This window comes from Halioglobus japonicus (assembly GCF_001983995.1).
In the GTDB taxonomy this organism is placed as follows: Bacteria; Pseudomonadota; Gammaproteobacteria; order Pseudomonadales; family Halieaceae; genus Halioglobus; species Halioglobus japonicus.
In genome coordinates this window covers 542,866-562,600 of sequence record NZ_CP019450.1, presented here as the reverse complement: position 1 = coordinate 562,600, position 19,735 = coordinate 542,866, and the positions used below count along the sequence as shown (strand labels likewise).

The following is a 19,735-nucleotide window of genomic DNA, read 5'->3' as shown; positions in this document are numbered from 1 at the left end:
TGCAGTATAAACCACTCCGGGAAACGGGCGCTGGCTAATGTCGGGCCCGCTGGAATTTGATTTTGAGTGGCGTATTACGCTGTTCACCCTGTTGCTGTTGCCGCTGCTGATCTCGCTGGGTTTCTGGCAAATGGACCGGGCCCAGGAAAAAGCGGCGCTGGCCCAGGCGTTTACAGCCAAACAGGCCAGCCCCCCTGCCCCACTGACCGCAATCGATGGGCAGTCAGCCCAGGCGCTGGCCTATTTGCCGGTCAGTCTTGAAGGCAAATACCGCAACGAGTATTTCCTGCTGGATAACCGCATGCAGGCAGGCAAGTACGGCAATGAGGTACTGGCGTTGTTTGAGTTGGAAAACGGTGAGCTGGCGCTGGTTAATCGCGGCTGGGTGGCGGCCGACCCGAGCCGCCAGCGATTGCCGGAAGTTCCGCCAGCCCCAGCGGCTGTGCGCCTTACCGGCCATGTTTATGTGGCGCCGGGAACGCCGTACCTGCTGGCGGATGAGGCGCTGGCAGAGGGCTGGCCCAAGCGGATACAGGCGGTGGAGATGAACAAGATTAGCGCGGCACTGGACGGGAATGTGTTCCCCTACCCGGTGCGCATCGACGCCGGCCAGCCCGGTGCGCTGAGCGTGGACTGGCAGGTGATTAATGTCAGTCCGGAGAAACACACAGGATACGCCGTACAGTGGTTCACCATGGCCGCGGTACTGGCATTGATTTACCTGCTGCGCAGTACCAATATCTGGCAGCTGTTGCGAGGCCGCAGGAGGGCCGGCGACGACCATGAGTGAAGCACAAGACGATATCCAGCTGCGCAATAACCGGCTGGTCCTACTCACTATCATCGGCATACCGGTGACGATGATTTTGACGGGCACCTGGCTCTGGTACTTTGTGATCAACGGCAAGCTCGACCTTGTCGACGCCCTTGGCACGGCCAATATGGGTACGCTGGTCCAGCCGCCGCGGCAGTTGGACGACTACCCGCTGCTGGCCCAGAACGGTGAAGCAGGGCCCTACGCGGACCTGCCGCTGAAATGGACGTTGCTGGTGGTAAATAATGATCCTGTTTGTGACGCCACCTGTGAAAACAGCTTGTATATGACCCGCCAGATTCACATCGCCATGGGTAAAGAGCTGAATCGTATCGATCGCATGTACATTTCCGAGGTGCCGGTCGCCGAGACACAGCTGGGTGTCGCCCAGCTCAGTGACGAGCGCCCTGCCCCGGCAAGCTTTGCCGAATACCTCGAGGCGGAGCAGAAGGGGCTGACGCCGCTGGTATTGGGTGATCGCGCCTTTGATCAGCTGTTCCCCGAGCTCGCAGCCGACCAGACCACCTGGTACCTGGTGGATCCCGCCGGTTGGGTGATGATGTCTTACACTGGGGACATTTCCTATAAGGATGTCATCTCCGATCTCAAATTTCTGCTGAAGAATTCCAATGGGTAGCAGCGCCATGGCAGACGTACAGACCACACAAGCGGCCAGTTGGCGCGACTACAAAGAGCTGACCAAGCCCAATGTCGTGCTGCTGATGATCCTCTGCTCAGCCATCGGCATGTTCATGGCGGTACCTGGCATGGTGCCCCTGGATGTGTTGATTCTGGGTAATCTGGGCATTGCCTTGTGCGCCGGCGCGGCGGCGGCAGTGAATCACCTGGTAGACCAGCGCATTGACCAGCAAATGGCGCGCACCCTGAACCGCCCGGTGGCCACCGGCAAGGTGGGCAACACCCAGGCGGCGATCTTCGCCCTGGTGATTGGCGGGCTCGGTATGGGCATCCTGTTTGTGTATATCAACGCCCTCACGGCCTGGCTGACCATCGCGTCGCTGCTCGGCTATGCGGTGGTATACACCATGTTCCTCAAACGGGCGACGCCCCAGAATATTGTCATCGGTGGCCTGGCGGGCGCGGCCCCTCCCCTGCTTGGCTGGACAGCCGTTACGGGTGAGATCCACGGCCACGCCCTCCTCCTGGTGCTGATTATCTTCGCCTGGACCCCGCCGCATTTCTGGGCCCTGGCGATTCACCGGCGCGAGGAATACGCCAAGGTGGAAATTCCGATGTTGCCGGTCACCCATGGCGTGGCGTTCACCAAGCTGCATATCCTCCTGTACACCATTATCATGTGTCTGATCACCCTGCTGCCCTACGCCACGCGGCTGAGCGGGCCGCTTTACCTGCTGGGCGCCGTGGTGCTCGGGGGTGGTTTTCTGTACTGGGCGATTGAACTTATCAGGGACAAGAACCCCAAAGCACCTATGGAGACCTTCAAGTACTCCATCATTTACCTGATGGCGCTATTTATCATCATGCTCATCGACCATTATCTCTTTCCGGTAAGCAGCTTATGACCGACCAGACCCAACGCCGCAACATCCGCTTCACCGTGGTTGTGGTGCTCCTGTTTATTACTGTGATTGTGGCGGGCTTTGTGTACCGCATTCAGCAACCAAGGGTGATGTCCGTCACCGAAATGAAGGTAAATGGCCTTTATTTGCATGAAAATCCGCGCAACTTCGGGGAAATATCCCTAATTGACCACCATGGCGAGGTTTTTGATCGCAGCCGTTTCGAGGGTAAATGGAGCCTGGTGTTCTTCGGCTTCACCTATTGCCCGGATGTTTGCCCGACCACCATGGCGTTCCTCGATCAGTTCATGGCCCAGCTTGAGGGCACCGAAGCCGAGGATACCCAGGTGGTTATGGTGTCCGTCGATCCGGCCCGCGATACGGTGGAACAGCTGAGCCAGTATGTGCCCTACTTCAATCCCGATTTCATCGGCGTGACTGGCGAGTTTCTCGACGTACACCGCTTTGCTACCGCGCTGAACACGCCGTTCCGCAAGGTGCCCGGGCAGGACGAGAACTATCTCGTCGACCATAGTTCCAATGTGGTACTTGTAAATCCGAAAGGCGATTACCACGGCTTCTTCAAAGCACCGCTGGATCAGGCCAAGATGAAAGTCACCTACCGCTCGGCACGAGTGCACTGGGATTACTAATAGAGAGTTCCATTATGGCTAACAAGCCCCCTATTGTTCTTGTCGACGGCTCGTCCTATGTATTCCGGGCGTTTCACGCCCTGCCCATGCTTACTACCTCTGCCGGGCTTAACACCGGCGCGGTGCGCGGCGTCATCAGCATGATGCGGCGCCTGCTGGTGGATTACCCTGACTCGCCGGTGGTCGCGATTTTTGATGCCAAGGGCAAAACTTTCCGCAGCGACATGTACCCTGAGTACAAGGCCAACCGGCCGCCCATGCCGGATGAACTGCGCGAACAGATCGAGCCTATTCACGCCGTGGTTAAAGCCATGGGCTTGCCATTCCTGTGCGTGGAGGGCGTTGAAGCCGATGATGTCATCGGCACACTGGCGCGCCAGGCCAGCGAGCAGGGCCGCGATGTGGTCATCTCTACCGGTGACAAGGACATGGCCCAGCTGGTGGACAAGCACGTCACCCTGGTCAACACCATGACCGAAACGGTAATGGACGAGTCGGGCGTAGAGAAAAAATTCGGTATTCCGCCCGAGCTGATCATCGATTTTCTGGCCCTGATGGGCGACAAGGTCGACAACATCCCCGGCGTGCCAGGTGTGGGCGAGAAAACCGCGCTGGGTTTGTTACAGGGCCTGGGCAGCCTGGAGTCGATATACGCCTCTCTGGATAAGGTCGCTGAATTGTCTTTCCGCGGGGCCAAAACCATGGGCGCCAAACTCGAGGCGGAGCGCGACAACGCTTTTATGTCCTATGAACTGGCCACCATCAAGACTGATGTTGCTATGGAGCAGGGCCCTGAAGAGCTAACCAATGGCGAGCCTGACAAGGAAGCGCTGGTGGAGTGGTTTACCAAGCTGGAATTCCGGGGCTGGCTCGATGAATTACTGGGGGAGGGCGAAGCCCCGGCGCCGGTTGTTGAGCAGATTGAGGTGGACTACGACGTCGTCACCGACCAGGCCGTGCTGGATGAGTGGCTGTCGCAATTGCGCAGCGCCGAGCTGTTTGCCTTTGATACCGAGACTACGAGCCTTGACTACATGGAGGCGCGCATCGTCGGTGTATCATTTGCGGTCGAGGCGGGCAGAGCGGCCTACGTGCCCCTGGCGCACGATTACCTCGGGGCGCCCGAGCAGTTGGATCGCGACGATGTACTCGCGCAGCTGAAGCCCCTGCTGGAAGACCCCGCGGTGGCCAAGGTCGGCCAGAACCTCAAATACGACGCCAATGTGCTCGCCAACCACGATATCGAACTGCGCGGTATTGCCTACGACACCATGCTCGAATCCTATGTGCTGGATTCCACGGCAACCCGCCACGATATGGACAGCCTGGCGCTCAAATACCTGGGCCAGAAAACCATCAAATTTGAGGACATTGCAGGGAAGGGCGCCAAGCAGCTGACCTTTAACCAGATCAAGGTGGAAGAGGCCGGTCCCTACGCCGCCGAAGACGCCGATATCACCCTGCGCCTGCACCAGGCCCTGTGGCCCAAGCTCGAAGAGCAGGCCAGCCTGTTGCCGGTATTCAAGGACATAGAACTGCCGCTGGTGCCGGTGTTGTCGCGTATTGAGCGCCAGGGAGCGCTGTTGTCATCAGACATGTTGCACCGGCAAAGCAGTGAACTTGGCGCGCGTCTGGAAGAGCTGAAAACTGAGGCCTACGGCCTGGCAGGGCAGGAATTCAATCTCGGTTCGCCCAAGCAGCTGGGTGAGATCCTGTTTGAAAAGCTCGAGTTGCCGGTCATAAAGAAAACGCCCAAGGGCGCGCCGTCTACAGCGGAGGAAGTGCTGGTCGAGCTGGCCCTGGATTACCCGCTGCCCAAGTTGCTGCTGGAATACCGTAGTCTCAGCAAGCTGAAATCCACCTACACCGACAAACTGCCGGAGATGGTCGACCCGGCCACGGGCAGGGTGCATACCTCTTACCACCAGGCAGTGGCCGCCACCGGCCGGCTGTCGTCTTCAGACCCCAACCTGCAGAACATTCCGATTCGCACGGAGGAGGGCAGGCGTATCCGCCAGGCGTTCATTGCCCCTGAAGGCTACAAGGTGGTGGCGGCGGATTACTCCCAGATTGAACTGCGCATCATGGCCCACTTGTCTGACGATCCGGGGCTGCTGAAGGCCTTCCAGGAAGGGCAGGACGTGCACCGGGCAACGGCCTCGGAGGTGTTTGAAGTTGAGCTGGACGCGGTGTCGGGCGAGCAGCGCCGCAAGGCCAAAGCGATTAACTTTGGACTGATCTACGGTATGTCCGCTTTTGGACTGGCCAAGCAACTGCACTTGGGTCGCAACGAGGCCCAGCAGTATATCGACCGCTATTTCGAGCGTTATCCGGGCGTCGCCGATTACATGGACCGCACCCGGGAAGTGGCCCGCGAGCAGGGCTACGTGGAAACCTTGTTTGGCCGCCGTCTGTACCTGCCAGAGATCAACGCCCGCAACAAAATGCGCGCCCAGGCGGCTGAACGCACCGCGATTAACGCGCCTATGCAGGGCACCGCAGCAGATATCATCAAAAAAGCGATGCTATCGGTCGACCAATGGTTGGCGCAGGGCGCCGCCGATGCGCGCATGATCATGCAGGTGCACGATGAACTGGTGCTGGAAGTAGCAGAGAGTCAGGTCGAAAGTGTCTGCACAGAGCTGTGCAGCCTCATGTCTGGCGCCGCGGAGCTCTCCGTACCGCTGCTGGTAGAGGCGGGCGTCGGCGATAACTGGGACGAAGCCCACTAATCGCATTTGTTGGGCCACGGCGTTGCGGGAGCCTGACGCGGCGGTGGCTCATACTCCCGCTCCCACCGTTTGGGATCGATCCGGTAGTAGCGCTGCAACTCGGTATAGAGATCGGGCCTGACCCGTTCCAGCGCCGACGGGCGCTCGTAGAAAGCCTCGGTGGCCACCGCAAAAAACTCAGCGGGGTTGGTAGTGCCATAGCGGTCTAGCACGGTCGGCAGCCCCTGCGCCGCCCTGGCCTGCAAATCCTCGTAGTTATCGCTGAACACCTGAGCCCAGGTCTCGTGGCCGCTGCCCCCGAGGGGCGGTGCGCCATTGGTGGCGCCGGAAAGACCGTCCAGCTGGTGGGCAAATTCGTGCAGTACCACGTTGTGGCCATCGTGAAAGTCCCGTCCGCCGGACGTCACATCATCCCAGGACAGAATCACCTTGCCGTTGGACCAGGACTCGCCCAGCAGATGGTGGTCGCCGTGGCTGACGGTGCCGTCTTCCTGTCGCTGCTCGCGCTGTGCCATAAACGCGCTGGGATACACGAGCACGGACATTAAACCGGGGTAAACCTGCCAGCCGCGGCCCACCAACAGCAGGCAGGCCTGACCGGCTATCGTCAGGCGGATCTCGTCGGTCATCTCCAGACCGCCGCAGCCGTAGAAATCCTTCTTGGCCAGAAAGAGCTGGATAAGTTCTTCCAGGCGGGTTTGCTCGCGGGGCTCAAGCGCTTGATAAACGGGCACATTCTTCACAAGAATAGCGCGCCATTCGGGCGCGAAAGGCCGTCTGCGAATGAGCTTGTCGCGCCAGAAGGTCTGGTACAGAAACAGGCCGAAACCGGCGGCGACGATGAGCAGAAAAATGGTTGTGGCCATAAAGCGAAAAATTTTCTTCCGGTGACTGAACTCCTGCCAATCTGCCCGGTCTTAGTTTCCGTAGCAAGTTCTACATCCCTACGAAGAGTTTCCCCAAGACTCTTCGCGAGCAAAGTCTCTTTCCCCAGAGACGCTAGGTGTCCCGGTCGCCTCTTCCCCTGGAGGCAACCGGGTTTTTTTTGTCCTTCAGTTTTTAGGTTGGCTATACCCGTCGGTGTGACACTCGCTTATGCCCATTGGAGACCGCTGCAAGGCCATCCGTGGCGCGCTTCGGCGTCCGCCATCCATGGCTCCCGACGATCTCCAATGGGCATAACCGAGCGCCCCCCCCTGTTTGTGTTGCAAGATATTTAAGCGGCTTGGCTCTCGTGGACCAATTGTCTGTATGCTGGGTGGGAATGTGAGCCACCAAAGCTGCTTGATCTGGGTGCCGGGACGGATTGTGGGGAAATAACTTTCGCCTGAAAATCGTCGGGAGGCATGGATGCCGGACGCCGAAGCGACCACATGGATGTGCTTGTAGCGCTTTTCAGGTGGAAGTTATTTCCCCGCAATCCTTGCTAGCCGAAACCACTACCGAAACCCAGCCTCAAACAGACTCGATCTCGTCGTTCTCAAAGATCCCCATATCGGTAAGCCAGTGATCGAGCACCGCCCGCAACTCCTCATGGCCCGTATGCTTCAGCGCCGAGAACAATTGCACGCTGACCAGCTCCTCGTGTTCCTTGAGCTGCTTACGCACCGAGAGCAGGCTGTTGTTGGCCGGACCCTTTTTGAGTTTGTCGGCTTTGGTGAGCAGAATGTGTACCGGCATCTGGGCGGCGAGGGCCCAGTCGAGCATTTGCTGGTCGAAAGGCTGCAGCGGGTGGCGGACGTCCATGAGCAAAATCATGCCGCGCAGGGACTGGCGCTTGGCCAGGTAGTTCTCCAGTTGCTTGGTCCATTCCTTCTTAACCGCGACAGGAACCTTGGCAAAACCGTAACCAGGCAGGTCGACCAGGCGCTGGTCGGGGGTGAGCTCGAAGAAATTGATTAGCTGGGTGCGGCCCGGGGTCTTGGAGGTTTTGGCGAGCTTCTTGTTGTTCGTTAAGCTATTGATTGCACTCGATTTTCCCGCATTTGAACGGCCCGCGAACGCCACTTCCCAGCCCTCGTCTTCCGGGCACTGGTGCAGTTTGGCCGCACTGGTCAGGAACTGAGCCTGGCGGTAGTCCGGGGCCTTCGGAGCGTCGATTGGGTCCGGGTCAGTCATTGTGCGGTATTGCCTTTGTCGGTGTGGGTATCTCGTATATAATGCCACAGCTTTTTTCGCTTGTTATCAAAAGCTTGCGGTGCCAGCTCAGCACCGGAACCAAATGCGAGGTATCTCATGAAGAAGTTTTTTGCCGCTGCCCTTATGGTCTGTGCCACTGGTGCTTACGCCGATGTCGATATGGACAAGTACAATAAGAGTTGTGCCGTATGCCACGCGACGGGCGCCGCGAACGCGCCCAAGACGGGTGATGCGGCGGCCTGGGAGCCCCGTTTGGCCAAGGGTATGGATGTACTGGTGGCCTCGGTTGGCACTGGCCTGAACGCAATGCCCCCCAAAGGTATGTGCTTCGACTGCTCCGATGAAGATTACAAGGCGCTGATCGAGTACATGGCCAAGCCCGCACAATAAGCAGGCACAAATAGACTCACACTGGAATGAACATGAAGAAAGTAGTAATCCTGGCCAGCCTGATCCTGGGCTGGACTCAAGTAGCCTCCGCCCAGACTGGCGATGCCGCCGCGGGTAAGGACATGACCACCATGTGCGCCGCCTGTCACGGTGCCGACGGTAACAGTGCTGCAGCGACATTCCCCAAGCTTGCGGGCTTGGGTGAGAAGTACCTGCTGAAGCAGTTGAAAGATATTCGCGATGGCGCTCGTCCGATTCCCACCATGGTGGGCCAGGTCGACGACAAGTCTGATCAGGAGCTGGCCGACATCGCCGCGTTCTACGCCAGCCAGCCCCGTTCCGGCGGCCAGGCTGATCCTGAGCTGATTGCACTGGGCGCAAAGGTTTACCGTTCCGGTGTTGCCGAACGGAATGTTGCCGCCTGTACCGCATGCCACTCGCCCAACGGCAATGGTAATGCGCCCGCGGGCTTCCCCGCGCTGGCAGGCCAGCACGCTGACTACATTGCCGCACAGCTGAAGGCGTATCGTCTTGGTTACGAAGATGATTCCGGTCGTACTAACGACGGCGAAACCAAGATCATGCGCACCACAGCCTTCGGTTTGTCCGACAAGGAAATCGAAGCGGTATCCAGCTACATTTCCGGCCTCAAGTAAGCGCCGTGAATTGAGAAAAGGTGGCAATTTGCCACCTTTTTTTGTTTTCCGGCGAACGCCCCGTCGGGATGCCTGTCATAACAGGTCAACGAATAAGGAGATCACTATGTTTAAACGCGCTGCACTGCTGCTCACACTGATGATGGCGCCGCTGCTGGCCTGTGCCCAGGAAAACTGGGAAGAGGGCAAGCACTACACCCTGATTGAGCCCGCGATTCGCACCGCCACGCCCGGCAAAATCGAAGTCGCTGAATTCTTCTGGTACGGCTGCGGTCACTGCTACACGTTCGAGCCGATGATTGGTCAGTGGAAGAAAACCATGGCCGACGACGTGGGCTTCCGCGGAATCCCCGCCCAGTGGGGTGGTTCCATGGAACTGCACGCGAAAGCTTACTACACAGCCGAAGCACTTGGCGTCGGTGAGACCATGCACCCGATGATCTTCCAGGCCATGAATGTCGATCGCAAGCGCTTGGCCAGCGAAGCTGAAATTGCCGACCTGTTTGTGGCCAACGGTGTTTCCGCCGACGACTTCAACAAGGCCTTCAGCTCCTTCGGTATTAACAGCCAGGTGCGCCAGGCTGCGTCCACTGCCCGCGGTGCCAAGGTCTCTGGCACGCCGTCAATGATGGTGGCCGGCAAATACCTGATCTCCGCTCGCACAGCCGGCAGCAATGCCAACATGCTGAAAGTGGTTGATTACCTGGTCGAGAAAGAGCGCGCCGTCAGCGGCTCCTGATCGCACTGACAGTGGTAATAAAAAACCCGGCAAGTGCCTAGGCATTAAATATCTCTGGATATGGCGTGCCTAAGCTTAGTCGGACAAAAAAGGCCCAGCATCGGAAATGATGCTGGGCCTTTTTTATATCATGAAATAATTTATAGGCAAAGAATCTAGCTGTATCACCGGCAGCTTTGGGACCAAAAGCGGACACTGATTTTCGCGCCCAACGGATTCTCAATTACACTGCTCAATAGTTTTCTGATTAACAGCTAGGTTGTTGGACAGCGTCTGGTAATGGTTGGAAATGTCTCGCTCGATTCGATCTGAATCTACCAATATATTCTTCTTTAACTGGGTAAAGCCAATTCTGAAATTCTCGAGTTCGTGGGTCTGCACTCTCATAAAGAGTTCGAAGTCATCAGTCTCGCAAGATCCCGCAAACTCAGCAAGCAAGAGATTCTGAGCACCTAGAAAATCGAGCTGATGATGGAGCAATTGGATCCGATACTGCACGTCCCTCTCTAATGATGAGTAATACGTTACCGCGCCACCGATCAATAAACCAACAACTAGTGCGACAGAAGACTTGGCCATCCTGATTTCACCGTCTAAATTCTACTCTGGGGCCAAAAGCGGACATTGGGCTAATCGCAATCAATTTCCCCTCTGAGGTGATAGCGGACCTTTCTGCTTTCCTGGGCCGATTCAGCCCCTCAACGTCCGCTTTCGCCTAGCAAGAGACAATTTGATATCGTAAATCGCGAACTGAAATGGATTTGGAGTCTTAATGACCATAGCCAAGAATTTCCGGTCAACAGATCACTATAAAGCGGCACTTAAGGAAATCATGGGCCAGGTGCGCAGCGGGAAGGACCCACATCGCATTGACTTTAAGACCGGTGATAAATACTGGGCCGCCGCGCTCCATGAGGCACGCAGGCGCTGGGATAAGCGGGAGCATGGATAACGCCCAGGCCATATAACGGTCCGGTTTCGAGTGCCAGCGGAATTAGTTGGAGACTGCCACTCAAAGATGAATCATCAGCCTCGCCATACGTCAATGCAGCCATCGTTCTTGTCATCTCTAAAAGCTTCCGCTAGTCGGGCTTTGCGCTTCCTAAATTCCCAAAGTTTAGTTTTTCTTCCTCAAGAGGAAACCTTTGCGCCTCAAAAGGTCCGTTAATCTAAAGTAATCTTGGATCGATCAAACCTTTTCGTATGTTTTTTGATCAAACATGGCCTGACACACACCAATTCAGGTCATTATTTGTACAGTTTCGCTTGATAAGCATACTGTGCAATGCCGATAAGCATACTGCGCTTTCACAAAAGCAAACTGAGCTTTCGGTGAAAGGGTTAGATTTCGATCACAAGGTTTTTCCTGAAACCCGGTACTTCTCGCCCATGATATCCCCTCGGATTTGAGATAACCCGCGTTTTTCCCATCTGCGCATCTTCATCGTTATGGGTGTGACCGAAGACCCATAGGTCTGGTTGATACGCTTCTATCAGCTCCTCGCCCTCGAAGATGTAGTATGGCCGGGCAGGCTCTCTCTCGCCGAGATTGTGTCTTGTGGTGGGACAGAAGTGGCTCACGACGACGACGGGACCTGAGGCTTCATAGAGGGCCCTGTCGAGCCATTCCCAGGATTCGGTATGTAGGTCGATCATGTCTTGCGGCGTGATGGGCTTGTCGCTTCCTAGGCGGACCTTGTAGAAATCACTTATCAGTGGCGCGACGGCCGTGCCGTCCGGTCCATCGCTTTCGAAGTCAGTCCACATCGTCGCACCCACGAAGGTAACACCATCGATGATCACAGAATCTTGCTCCAGGAAGTGCATGCCATCTGCCGTTATCTCAGATCTGAGATACGGATAGAGCTCGAGCAAGTCTTGATAGTACGCTTCGTGATTGCCAGCTATCGCCACCACCTGGGCTCCTGCGAGCTCTCTCACGCGCTTTACAAGTGCAGGCAGCTCATTGCCAGTCGTGCAGTCGCCGGCCAGCACGATCACGTCTGCCCCACTTGGGAGCATCTCCAGAAGGTTGCTATCAGTCACAATATCTTCGTGAGTCTCTAGATGTAGATCTGAGACGAGTCCTACCTTCATATCTCGATTACCAGGCGTGAATTAAAGCCACAGCCACCACCCTCGCTCGGATATCCTATTTGATTAGACACGAGCCTAGTGCTGCCAATCATCAGGACGTCACTGTAGTGGTTGTGGCCGTACAGCCATAGCGGAGGATGGTACTTTGTTATCAGATCGTCGCATGATCCAACAAAGTACGGAGTCAAGAGATCACGCTGGATGCGCCTGTGAATCGCATGCACTGAGGGAGGCCAGTGTGTAATGACCACTGTACGATCTCCTGCCGAGGCAAGCTCTCGATCAAGCCATCTATGAGCATCTTCAAAAAGCCCTCTCATTGCCATGGGCGTAAGCTCTGACCCTCGAATCCGATTAAGCCAGAAATCGTTTAGCTGAGCCGCTAACTGCCCTGAGAGAAAGGTACTCTGCGCTGCCTTGAGCGTCAAAATTGGTCCATAGTGTTGTGCCAAGGAATGTCACTCCCGCGATATCAACCCGATCTTTCTCGGTATAGTGTAGGCGAGGATGGCCTTGAAAGAGCTCTCTATAGCGCTTGTTCTGAGCATATATATCGGGATGATAAAACTCGTGATTGCCAGCCACCACAACCACCTCGCTATCAGTAAGAGTGGTAACCCGCCCACTGATATCGTACAGGGAATCTCCCTTTGCGCAGTCGCCAGCCAGAACGACCACATCGACATCAGGAAACCAAGAACGAAGCTCCTCATCTGTCAGGTCGTCGAAAAACTCTGTGTGCAGGTCAGGGGCTAGCCCAATCTTAATATCCAAATCTCCATTTAGTAATTTACGATGACTATCTAAGCCCATAAATATAGGGGTTTACATACTGTATACTAAAACCATGAAATCAATGCATGGTTATCTAGGCGAATAGTTGCACATAGAGAATCGTCAGTAATAGCCAGGAGGTCACCGATATATAACTTGCTCTTAAGACTGTAGAACCGTATGCCTGAGCGTTGAACGGTATGACAAAAGAAATACTGCCTAGCAAAATAGCTATGTATCCGATCATGAGCCACTTTGGCGCGTAAAAATGGAGTGAGGCCCCCTCACCAATGCCCGCGCTTTCTCCGACAGCTTCGCGCCAATACTTAGTTTATATCTCATACATCCACACGAAACTGGTCATATGAAGAATCAATGCAGCTAGTATCATTGGTAGTAGGCGAGATCACTTGGCTGCGTGTGCAGGGATATAGAATCCATTGAAGCCCTGTTCAATTAGAATGTCAGCTTAGGGGCCAAAACCGGACTCTCATCAACGCCACCAGCACAGGCAGGAGCACTCAGTGCAGAGGTCCAGTCCATGAAGTGAGCGATTGTGCCTGGCCTTGTCACAAGTGACTCGGACGACTATTTGAATTGACGTAACCCCAAACCCTAAATACTCCACCTTCATCGCTATATGGGACACCTACACTATCAAGCACTGCCACAACTTGAGTTGATATATTTTCTCTGCTTTTGACTTTTGAGAAATCTAGCCACTCTATAGCTTGGCACTCACCATATAGTTCATGCCACCAAACCTCACTTAATCCAAACTCTTTATCAGAAGTGATGAGCTTATATTTTACCAATGGAGAAACGGTGCTTTCCTTCTCGAACTCAGAACAAAGCTCCCTCCATTTAGTTTTATTCATCATGGAAACCAGCTGATTCTGATCAATGATCTTGCTCAAATGCTCACTCATTTTGACGTATAACAGCTAGGTCTATGGAAAAGTCAGTGTGCATCGAAAATCCTTTTCAATGTGAAGGGCAGCTTTGTGGACGTTGTCTGGCCTCAAAGTTACCACAATCCCCAATGGCAGCTAAGGGGCCAAAAGCGGACGTTCATTTTGGCGAAAAATAGTTGGATACGTTCGTTTTCCGGTAGAAGTACCAGTAAAGCAATCCTGTCCAGAGAGCCATACCTGGTATTACGTTCAAGCTCGATGATTTGACAGCAATGATTACCAGTAACACGACAAAAATTGTTACGAACCCATGTCTGGCAATTGGTACTCCCTTCCAGAAGCCTACAGCAAATGCCACCACGAACAGCCAACCAACAAATAAGCTGAGAACAATTTCCAACCTCACCTCACCGATACTTGTTTCGACCCCATTTAGTGTGACACCAGTATCCCCACTCGCAAAAGCAAAGTAGCCGATAATTAGCGGTAGCAAAACTGCCTCCCCCATTAGCAATAGGCTGAAGAAGGCGAGGAACATTGGCCTAGTCATTGGTAATACTACTCAACTAAGTATCGGAGTTGCATATGTGATCTGACGGCAGGTTTGGGGCCAGTAGCGGACATTTGTACCAACCGATTCTACCAATCGTGTAGTGCGTCACGAGATTCCAGTTCGCTGAAATTGTTGGCATAGAAAAATAGGGTTGCCTCAGTCATCGATAGCGTTGTATTTCCATTTATCCAGCTATATTTGGTATAGGTCTTCTTGGCCTCGGACTCGTGCGGCGGCCCAAGCTTTGACTCATACGCGGCTCTTATAGTGGCCATTGAAAGTAATCTATCAATTTTATCCGAACCGGAATCTACAGTCAGGATGATCTTCTCAATCCGCTTCTTGAGGATAATGAGGCTGAAAGAGCTCGCCGCATAGCCTTCGACTTCCCATTGGTGTGGGTTCTTCGCTACACACAAGAGACGTGTTTCATACGCGTGGTCGTCGCGGCATGAAAACTGGTCATTGAAATTAGGTATCTCCGATATCTTGCGGCCAATCGTGAACTCGTCGAACCCGCTAGCCTTCTGGCTAAACGCCGGAGAGGCTGCAAGTAACAGAACTAAGAACAATTTGGGTGAGAACAACGGCAACAGGAAAAACCTCATAAGGTGTAAAGTGAGAAGGTCCGCTTTCTGGACGTTATATGCCCTCAAACTTACCACATTAGCTAACGGCAGCTAAGGGGCCATAAGCGGACATCAGTCAACTCTGCCTATTAGTTGGTCTAGTGCTGCGTTCAAATCGCGCTTAGTAAAGCCGTCATTCCAGTGTTCTTCATCTGCTAGGTGAATAATGCTGAAAACCGCTGACCAATATGGCTCGCTATTCTTGTCGGGCTCGGCGGGTACACTATCAGTTAGCTCCCATGCGTATGAGCGAATAGCTTCGTGACCTACGCGCCCACTCAAGTAAGCCTCAAGGATCGCGGCCAGTTCCTCTTTCATCGGTTGTGATACGGACATGACAATCAACACTTAGTTACACGTATGGAGCCACTAGCGGATACTGACTAGCACACTCAGCCACCTACGTCGCACAAGTTCGCTTGGCAGTGATTCTTACAAACTCTCCGGCACCGGGGTGGATTCATGCGGATAAGCCACTTGAACTACAACATTGAACTCCCGATCGATAAATCCACATTGCCCGCCTTTAAGCTGATAATGTTCGCCATAACGATCATACTCTTTTGTTAACTCTCCGATACAAACCTTGGAATAACCCTTATAGAAATTGCTTGCCCAGGTATATTCCGTTGTCTTGACGACATCCATAACTTGATTGAAATAGACAACATAGCCATTTACTAAGCCTATAGCCACGCCAGCTTGATACGGAGTGCAGTCGTTATCATGACTGAAAGGTGAGCCACGACCAAGGCCATTTTGATTGATATAGAACCAGCCCTTATCTTTTGGGTAATTGATATAGATACACTGCATTCCGTACTTTGACCACATCATTTTTGTCATAAGTGATGGATCAACGGTTAATAGTCCATTGTTTATAGGGCCACAGCTATTTACCTGTTCAAGCTCGCGAGTATCGTTATCAGGATACATACAGAACATTTCATCAGCTGATGCGGGTGAGATCATAAATGCGACCAACAGGACGTAGATGAATTTCATCTATTGCTCTTTCTCATAACAGTGGGGCTTGTGAATCATGTCTGTGTGCATAGATAATCCTCTTCAGAATATGGGGCAGCTATGGGGCCAAAAGCAGACCTTTAGTCTGTTCCGCCGTCACCATCAGAGGCTCCTGAGTAATCACTTTCTGAGCCAGAACCATCACTCCCTCCAGACATTCCGGTAATAACCCCACCATCTAGGTTTGCCTGGGCATACTGCTCTTCATCTAAGAGCATCGGGTCGGGTTCGCGATTCCACTCGAAGAACGGAAAAATGACTAATGGTAGGCCGACCCCTGCGCCTATTAGGATTATTGGTACGCGCCATTGAATGATGTCGCCCTGAGTCGACTGTAAATACACGTCAGCGATCCCACCAAGCAGGCACAGTAAGCCTATCAATAGTCCCGCAAACTGAAGCTGATGTTTCAATCTACTACTCCGTATATGTAGTGGCAGCTAAGGGGCCAAAAGCTGCCCCTCAAGAGTCCGAGTCGTGGACATATCGAAGCCAGATGGGATGGTATGTGTAAAAGACCAAGCAGACCACAAATCCAACAAACAGCCCCATGACTACGCTAAAGAACTTAACAGCCCAAACCAAGAATTCCGGATCCATCTGTGGCGCGTCGGTTAGTGAAAATACTATCAATCCTGGCAGGCCATTTGCTGCTGCGAGAATTAAAGACTCCCTAGTTTTAAGCAAGCGACCACTAGATCTGACGAAGACATAGCCCGATAGCCAAGCTGCGACTATGAACGCTAACAGGGCAAGTGCATCAGAGTATATGACAAACTTCACTAGGAGCAGTAAGGCAAGCAACGAGCCGTAGTATATGAGAGCGCTAAGAGTAAGATTTTTCATATTCAGCTAAGGGGCCATTAGCTGCCATTAGAGTTCTGTCCGTCTAGCAGACTTCTCTTAATCAAGACAACCGCTCCCGATCCCACCAACAAAAGCACACCAAAAAACAGGCATTCCCGAATGTACTCATCCGGAACTGGCTGATTAAAGAACCCATCAAGGGTTTCTTTAGATAACAGCCCAGCTCCACCAACGACCAGAAGAATCAACCCACTCAAGAACCATATTGGTAAGACTAATCTATACATGCTCAGTTACCGACTTGGGGCAAAGAGCGGACGCTCACGAAGGCATTCTTAGTCATTCAACAACCTTGACGTACGCTCTACATCAATCTTATAAATTGCTTTGCCCGACAGTTGGCCTTTCTGTAATTCAAGGATCACCGGTCCTCGATAGGTAGCGGGAATTTCTCCCCAGTCACGAACAAAAACGCCCACACCGCTTGGCAGTTCAGCATAAAAAGCTGGGTCCGGTGAACTTTTTCCTGTGGACTGCCGTGAGTACGAAATTATTTCCGCTTTGACATAGCTGGCAGAACCCTCCCCAGATTCAAACTTAAGGAATCCCAGCATAGCAATAACGACCAAGATTAGTAGCAGCGCCAAAATCGGCTTTGCATACTCATCTAAACTATACATACGAAACGGCACTCAGTTCTAAATGGACGACAGCTTTGGGGCCAGAAGCGGACATCAGCTTGAATACAGAACACGCTCAATAAACTCCGCTTTTGCATCCCTGTAATCTTTGTGTGGAAGGTGTATGTGTCCGAGCTTTACCTCATTGTAAGCCTCCACAAGGGAAGGATCCGCGATTAGCCGATCCCTAAACTCTCGGAAGAAATCGTATCGGCTGCCTAGCACCACAACCTGGCAAGCCAAATCCATGTTCTTATCATCCGATTCAAGCATTCTGAGTTCATCAGTCTGAAGGGTATCCACTTTCGGGGCGAACCCATTAGAGCACAGCACATTAACAGACAGCTCGAAACTTGCCTCACTTACACCGACGAAAATATCTACGTCGCCCTTCGTTAACGCCCCGGGAATGGACGTCGCCCCAATTTCCTCAACGACTGCATCAGGCAGTAAGACAGCGATACGCTGCTGTGCCACATCGGCGGCGTCAGTAAAATCTGAGGACTGATAGAGTTGCATGTCAGTCATGGGGCCAGGAGCGGACGTTCAAGAAGCTGTCATCATGATGTAGACCGCACTAACAGAGCAACCTGTCCCACACATGAGCCACAACCTCCCAGCTGGTTTCAGCACGCCCGGAATCAAAAGGGCAAACGGCCCGCCATATTTTAGTAAGTGGACTTCCTCTAGATTAACATTCTTGACCAGTGCGATAAAAAAACCCATCGCCCCGACAATCGACGCAATAAGAATACTGAAGACAAAACTACTCATAGTCTCCTATGGGGCCAAGAGCGGACTTGGATGGTCATGAGTTCTACATAAATCTCAAATACTTTTTCCAGACCCAATAGCGAATAATCTTGCCTAGCAAAATGCCCACGACGTAAGAGGGTGCTGAATATGACATCAAGTAGTTTGACGGGTACCCAAGCCATTTGGGCGACATGGCAGCTACAACAGTAAGACCAACCATAATACTCAGTCCCAAGATGCCACCGGTCAGCATGTTTATGTATATAGGTCTCTTCTTGTAGATAGCCGTGAGGAAAGAGGAGTTAAATTGCCTGTCTGTCCCTTCAGATATTTCGTTGCTAGAGATCCCAAGGACAAAACCGATCAGCAAACCGCAAACTAGGCCAATGGTTATCGTTATTGCGGCAGCAATCAAAATTTAGACTCACAATTGTTGGCTACTATTCTCACGGGACTGAATTCGGCTGTTTCTTCAGCGACAGTTTTGGGGCCAAAAGCGGACGCTCATAAATCCCAAAGCAGCGGCACGCTTTGGCGTGTCTAGCCACGAAGTGGCGATGCTGCCTTTGCTTGTTAGCTTTTTAGGTGATTCGTAAAGGTTCATATACTATCTTTGAAAAATCTACCTCAAGCTCGTTAGTGAAAGGGGCTTCATAGGCTTTGGCATCAAAACCTAAGAACTCAACGCCTTTCTCTTTAAGTGCCGTAAAGACTCTGCACGTGGCAGATATAAATATTGGCATGACATTTATATAGACTTGCTTTGGTGGATAGCGCTCGAGTTCTGCTCTATGTTTTATATCAGAGAAATGTAACTCAGAGTTTATCTGACCAAGCAGCCGTTTTCGCTTATTGGAGCCCATTTTTGACTCTAGATACGGTGACTTAAGGCTCTCATCTATCCTTAAATAGAAATCTTCAAGTTTGTAGAAATACTTCATTTTAGCTGGTTCATATAAGACGTCGTAACCTGCTAAAAGAAACTCTGCTCCAAGATGCCTTTTATAGCCTTCATCTAGAGCCATGCTGTGATTCCAGCTTTGGAAAAGCAGGTGGTCTCGATGGTGAATAGCGTTTCGTAGCAAGATTAACGAAGCTGTATCAGCATGTGAAAAATAATCTAAGTCCTGTTTCGCAACATCATAGAGGCTATGAAAAGCTTCTAGTTTAGCCTCGAACGCACGATCGAGGTTATCCACTGCTTCTTCAATATCAATGCTCTTTAGTCTTTGAAAGTCTATGTGTGTTTCAACATAAATTCTCATTGAGTTTGCAAGTTTCTTAATTGCTTGTTGTTGGATATTCACATGATTCTCTTTGAAAGCTAACGCCTTGCGCTGGGGCAGCTCGCGAAGCCTGGCGTCCAGCGAACGGATTGAACGAGTAGCACCAACTGGTTATGTTTCAATTTTGATAACACCCTCATGTTGACAGACCGATCCGCCGTAGTATCCGACGACTAAAACACTGTGCATATCTATTCCTAGCGCGAAGTGAACCAATCTCTGATCGGCTTCCTCCTCCCAAGCTAGATTGAAGTAGCCCTCTTCGTCTGCGCTGTCTTGGAACAGAATACCAATGCGAGCGAGTGATTCACCTCTATATTGGTGCGGCACGGAAACGGAGTACTGCTGGGGCCAATCTGGTGAGTTCTCGACGTCTACAAAGGCAAGAAAATCTTGGCTTGGGGCGAACTCTGGCCCGCAGACAACATCGGCTTCTTCTGCGACCGCCATGTTCAGCATTGTTAACGATAGGGTGACGGCAATGGCCCAACCAAAAAACATAAAGCTAGGTATACGGAAAGAGTCAGTGTGCATCGAAAATCCTTTCCA

24 protein-coding genes are annotated in these 19,735 nt (G+C 52.7%); 9 read left to right on the top strand and 15 right to left on the bottom strand.

All coding sequences use genetic code 11. The features are described 5' to 3' along the window. Positions 1-37: 37 nt before the first annotated feature. From BST95_RS02695 to polA, 5 genes are read left to right on the top strand one after another with little or no spacing between them, the layout of a single operon-like run. Positions 38-790 carry an SURF1 family protein gene (locus BST95_RS02695; RefSeq protein ID WP_084198062.1) on the top strand — a complete coding sequence of 251 codons (753 nt, stop codon included), beginning with the start codon at positions 38-40 and terminating at the stop codon, positions 788-790. After that, positions 783-1,451 (top strand): hypothetical protein, encoded by a 669-nt coding sequence (locus tag BST95_RS02690; RefSeq protein ID WP_084198061.1) that lies wholly within the window; start codon positions 783-785, stop codon positions 1,449-1,451. Before BST95_RS02695 ends, BST95_RS02690 begins: the two co-directional genes overlap by 8 nt. A gap of 7 nt (positions 1,452-1,458) precedes the next feature. Continuing rightward, on the top strand, positions 1,459-2,358 hold the full coding sequence (cyoE, locus tag BST95_RS02685; RefSeq protein WP_084201027.1) for a heme o synthase: 900 nt from the start codon (positions 1,459-1,461) through the stop codon (positions 2,356-2,358). Next, positions 2,355-3,008, top strand: a complete 654-nt coding sequence (locus tag BST95_RS02680; RefSeq protein WP_084198060.1) for an SCO family protein — start codon at positions 2,355-2,357, stop codon at positions 3,006-3,008. Before cyoE ends, BST95_RS02680 begins: the two co-directional genes overlap by 4 nt. A gap of 14 nt (positions 3,009-3,022) precedes the next feature. Beyond that, positions 3,023-5,740, top strand: a complete 2,718-nt coding sequence (polA, locus tag BST95_RS02675) for a DNA polymerase I (RefSeq protein ID WP_084198059.1) — start codon at positions 3,023-3,025, stop codon at positions 5,738-5,740. Here polA and BST95_RS02670 read toward each other — a convergent pair. Together BST95_RS02670 and yihA are read right to left on the bottom strand one after the other, a co-directional pair. Next, on the bottom strand, positions 5,737-6,606 hold the full coding sequence (locus BST95_RS02670; protein WP_084198058.1) for a M90 family metallopeptidase: 870 nt from the start codon (positions 6,604-6,606) through the stop codon (positions 5,737-5,739). The genes polA and BST95_RS02670 overlap by 4 nt on opposite strands. Before the next feature lie 589 nt (positions 6,607-7,195). After that, positions 7,196-7,858 carry a ribosome biogenesis GTP-binding protein YihA/YsxC gene (yihA, locus tag BST95_RS02665; protein WP_084198057.1) on the bottom strand — a complete coding sequence of 221 codons (663 nt, stop codon included), beginning with the start codon at positions 7,856-7,858 and terminating at the stop codon, positions 7,196-7,198. 117 nt (positions 7,859-7,975) lie between these two features. Here yihA and BST95_RS02660 point away from each other — a divergent pair, with 117 nt between their 5' ends. The 3 genes from BST95_RS02660 to BST95_RS02650 all read left to right on the top strand — a co-directional run bounded on the left by BST95_RS02660 (position 7,976) and on the right by BST95_RS02650 (position 9,664). Then, positions 7,976-8,269 (top strand): c-type cytochrome, encoded by a 294-nt coding sequence (locus BST95_RS02660; protein ID WP_066053051.1) that lies wholly within the window; start codon positions 7,976-7,978, stop codon positions 8,267-8,269. Positions 8,270-8,301: 32 nt separating this feature from the next. Beyond that, positions 8,302-8,925, top strand: a complete 624-nt coding sequence (locus tag BST95_RS02655) for a c-type cytochrome (RefSeq protein ID WP_084198056.1) — start codon at positions 8,302-8,304, stop codon at positions 8,923-8,925. Between the two features lie 106 nt (positions 8,926-9,031). Then, entirely contained in the window at positions 9,032-9,664 is a 633-nt protein-coding gene (locus tag BST95_RS02650; protein WP_084198055.1) for a thiol:disulfide interchange protein DsbA/DsbL, read from the top strand. A gap of 219 nt (positions 9,665-9,883) precedes the next feature. Here the strand turns inward: BST95_RS02650 and BST95_RS02645 are convergent, their stop codons facing one another. Then, on the bottom strand, positions 9,884-10,243 hold the full coding sequence (locus BST95_RS02645) for a hypothetical protein (RefSeq protein ID WP_084198054.1): 360 nt from the start codon (positions 10,241-10,243) through the stop codon (positions 9,884-9,886). A 193-nt stretch (positions 10,244-10,436) separates the two neighbouring features. Here BST95_RS02645 and BST95_RS02640 point away from each other — a divergent pair, with 193 nt between their 5' ends. Beyond that, positions 10,437-10,616, top strand: a complete 180-nt coding sequence (locus BST95_RS02640; protein WP_084198053.1) for a hypothetical protein — start codon at positions 10,437-10,439, stop codon at positions 10,614-10,616. Positions 10,617-11,005: 389 nt separating this feature from the next. On the opposite strand, the gene BST95_RS02635 is transcribed toward BST95_RS02640, so the two are convergent. The 12 genes from BST95_RS02635 to BST95_RS02570 all read right to left on the bottom strand — a co-directional run bounded on the left by BST95_RS02635 (position 11,006) and on the right by BST95_RS02570 (position 19,720). After that, positions 11,006-11,761: a metallophosphoesterase gene (locus BST95_RS02635; RefSeq protein WP_084198052.1), complete on the bottom strand. Its 756-nt coding sequence runs from the start codon at positions 11,759-11,761 to the stop codon at positions 11,006-11,008. A 354-nt stretch (positions 11,762-12,115) separates the two neighbouring features. Continuing rightward, positions 12,116-12,535 (bottom strand): metallophosphoesterase, encoded by a 420-nt coding sequence (locus BST95_RS02630; protein WP_169843836.1) that lies wholly within the window; start codon positions 12,533-12,535, stop codon positions 12,116-12,118. 569 nt (positions 12,536-13,104) lie between these two features. After that, the gene (locus tag BST95_RS19560) at positions 13,105-13,452 is read right to left on the bottom strand and encodes a DUF6678 family protein (protein ID WP_205737318.1); all 348 of its coding nucleotides are present in this window, start codon (positions 13,450-13,452) and stop codon (positions 13,105-13,107) included. Between the two features lie 154 nt (positions 13,453-13,606). Further along, positions 13,607-13,987 (bottom strand): hypothetical protein, encoded by a 381-nt coding sequence (locus tag BST95_RS02625; RefSeq protein ID WP_084198050.1) that lies wholly within the window; start codon positions 13,985-13,987, stop codon positions 13,607-13,609. A 101-nt stretch (positions 13,988-14,088) separates the two neighbouring features. Further along, positions 14,089-14,595 (bottom strand): hypothetical protein, encoded by a 507-nt coding sequence (locus tag BST95_RS02620; RefSeq protein ID WP_146004274.1) that lies wholly within the window; start codon positions 14,593-14,595, stop codon positions 14,089-14,091. Between the two features lie 468 nt (positions 14,596-15,063). Further along, a complete protein-coding gene (locus BST95_RS02610; protein ID WP_084198047.1) occupies positions 15,064-15,636 on the bottom strand; it encodes a hypothetical protein in 573 nt (190 codons plus the stop codon). Positions 15,637-15,737: 101 nt separating this feature from the next. Further along, positions 15,738-16,070, bottom strand: coding sequence for a hypothetical protein (locus tag BST95_RS02605; protein ID WP_084198046.1), 333 nt, complete (start codon positions 16,068-16,070; stop codon positions 15,738-15,740). Positions 16,071-16,799: 729 nt separating this feature from the next. Continuing rightward, positions 16,800-17,144, bottom strand: coding sequence for a hypothetical protein (locus BST95_RS02595; RefSeq protein ID WP_084198044.1), 345 nt, complete (start codon positions 17,142-17,144; stop codon positions 16,800-16,802). Between the two features lie 54 nt (positions 17,145-17,198). Then, a complete protein-coding gene (locus tag BST95_RS02590; RefSeq protein WP_084198043.1) occupies positions 17,199-17,672 on the bottom strand; it encodes a GrpB family protein in 474 nt (157 codons plus the stop codon). A gap of 18 nt (positions 17,673-17,690) precedes the next feature. Further along, complete coding sequence (locus BST95_RS02585; RefSeq protein WP_084198042.1) at positions 17,691-17,918, bottom strand: hypothetical protein; 228 nt, start codon at positions 17,916-17,918, stop codon at positions 17,691-17,693. A 563-nt stretch (positions 17,919-18,481) separates the two neighbouring features. Next, positions 18,482-19,207: a hypothetical protein gene (locus BST95_RS02575; protein ID WP_102106485.1), complete on the bottom strand. Its 726-nt coding sequence runs from the start codon at positions 19,205-19,207 to the stop codon at positions 18,482-18,484. Positions 19,208-19,297: 90 nt separating this feature from the next. After that, on the bottom strand, positions 19,298-19,720 hold the full coding sequence (locus BST95_RS02570) for a hypothetical protein (RefSeq protein WP_084198039.1): 423 nt from the start codon (positions 19,718-19,720) through the stop codon (positions 19,298-19,300). Between the last annotated feature and the right edge of the window lie 15 nt (positions 19,721-19,735).

Coding starts and splice junctions, on each gene's coding strand:
- BST95_RS02695 (WP_084198062.1), top strand. CDS start 38: ATGTCGGGCCCGCTGGAATTTGATTTTGAGTGGCGTATTACGCTGTTC.
- BST95_RS02690 (WP_084198061.1), top strand. CDS start 783: ATGAGTGAAGCACAAGACGATATCCAGCTGCGCAATAACCGGCTGGTC.
- cyoE (WP_084201027.1), top strand. CDS start 1,459: ATGGCAGACGTACAGACCACACAAGCGGCCAGTTGGCGCGACTACAAA.
- BST95_RS02680 (WP_084198060.1), top strand. CDS start 2,355: ATGACCGACCAGACCCAACGCCGCAACATCCGCTTCACCGTGGTTGTG.
- polA (WP_084198059.1), top strand. CDS start 3,023: ATGGCTAACAAGCCCCCTATTGTTCTTGTCGACGGCTCGTCCTATGTA.
- BST95_RS02670 (WP_084198058.1), bottom strand. CDS start 6,606: ATGGCCACAACCATTTTTCTGCTCATCGTCGCCGCCGGTTTCGGCCTG.
- yihA (WP_084198057.1), bottom strand. CDS start 7,858: ATGACTGACCCGGACCCAATCGACGCTCCGAAGGCCCCGGACTACCGC.
- BST95_RS02660 (WP_066053051.1), top strand. CDS start 7,976: ATGAAGAAGTTTTTTGCCGCTGCCCTTATGGTCTGTGCCACTGGTGCT.
- BST95_RS02655 (WP_084198056.1), top strand. CDS start 8,302: ATGAAGAAAGTAGTAATCCTGGCCAGCCTGATCCTGGGCTGGACTCAA.
- BST95_RS02650 (WP_084198055.1), top strand. CDS start 9,032: ATGTTTAAACGCGCTGCACTGCTGCTCACACTGATGATGGCGCCGCTG.
- BST95_RS02645 (WP_084198054.1), bottom strand. CDS start 10,243: ATGGCCAAGTCTTCTGTCGCACTAGTTGTTGGTTTATTGATCGGTGGC.
- BST95_RS02640 (WP_084198053.1), top strand. CDS start 10,437: ATGACCATAGCCAAGAATTTCCGGTCAACAGATCACTATAAAGCGGCA.
- BST95_RS02635 (WP_084198052.1), bottom strand. CDS start 11,761: ATGAAGGTAGGACTCGTCTCAGATCTACATCTAGAGACTCACGAAGAT.
- BST95_RS02625 (WP_084198050.1), bottom strand. CDS start 13,987: ATGTTCCTCGCCTTCTTCAGCCTATTGCTAATGGGGGAGGCAGTTTTG.
- BST95_RS02610 (WP_084198047.1), bottom strand. CDS start 15,636: ATGAAATTCATCTACGTCCTGTTGGTCGCATTTATGATCTCACCCGCA.
- BST95_RS02595 (WP_084198044.1), bottom strand. CDS start 17,144: ATGTATAGTTTAGATGAGTATGCAAAGCCGATTTTGGCGCTGCTACTA.
- BST95_RS02590 (WP_084198043.1), bottom strand. CDS start 17,672: ATGACTGACATGCAACTCTATCAGTCCTCAGATTTTACTGACGCCGCC.
- BST95_RS02585 (WP_084198042.1), bottom strand. CDS start 17,918: ATGAGTAGTTTTGTCTTCAGTATTCTTATTGCGTCGATTGTCGGGGCG.
- BST95_RS02570 (WP_084198039.1), bottom strand. CDS start 19,720: ATGCACACTGACTCTTTCCGTATACCTAGCTTTATGTTTTTTGGTTGG.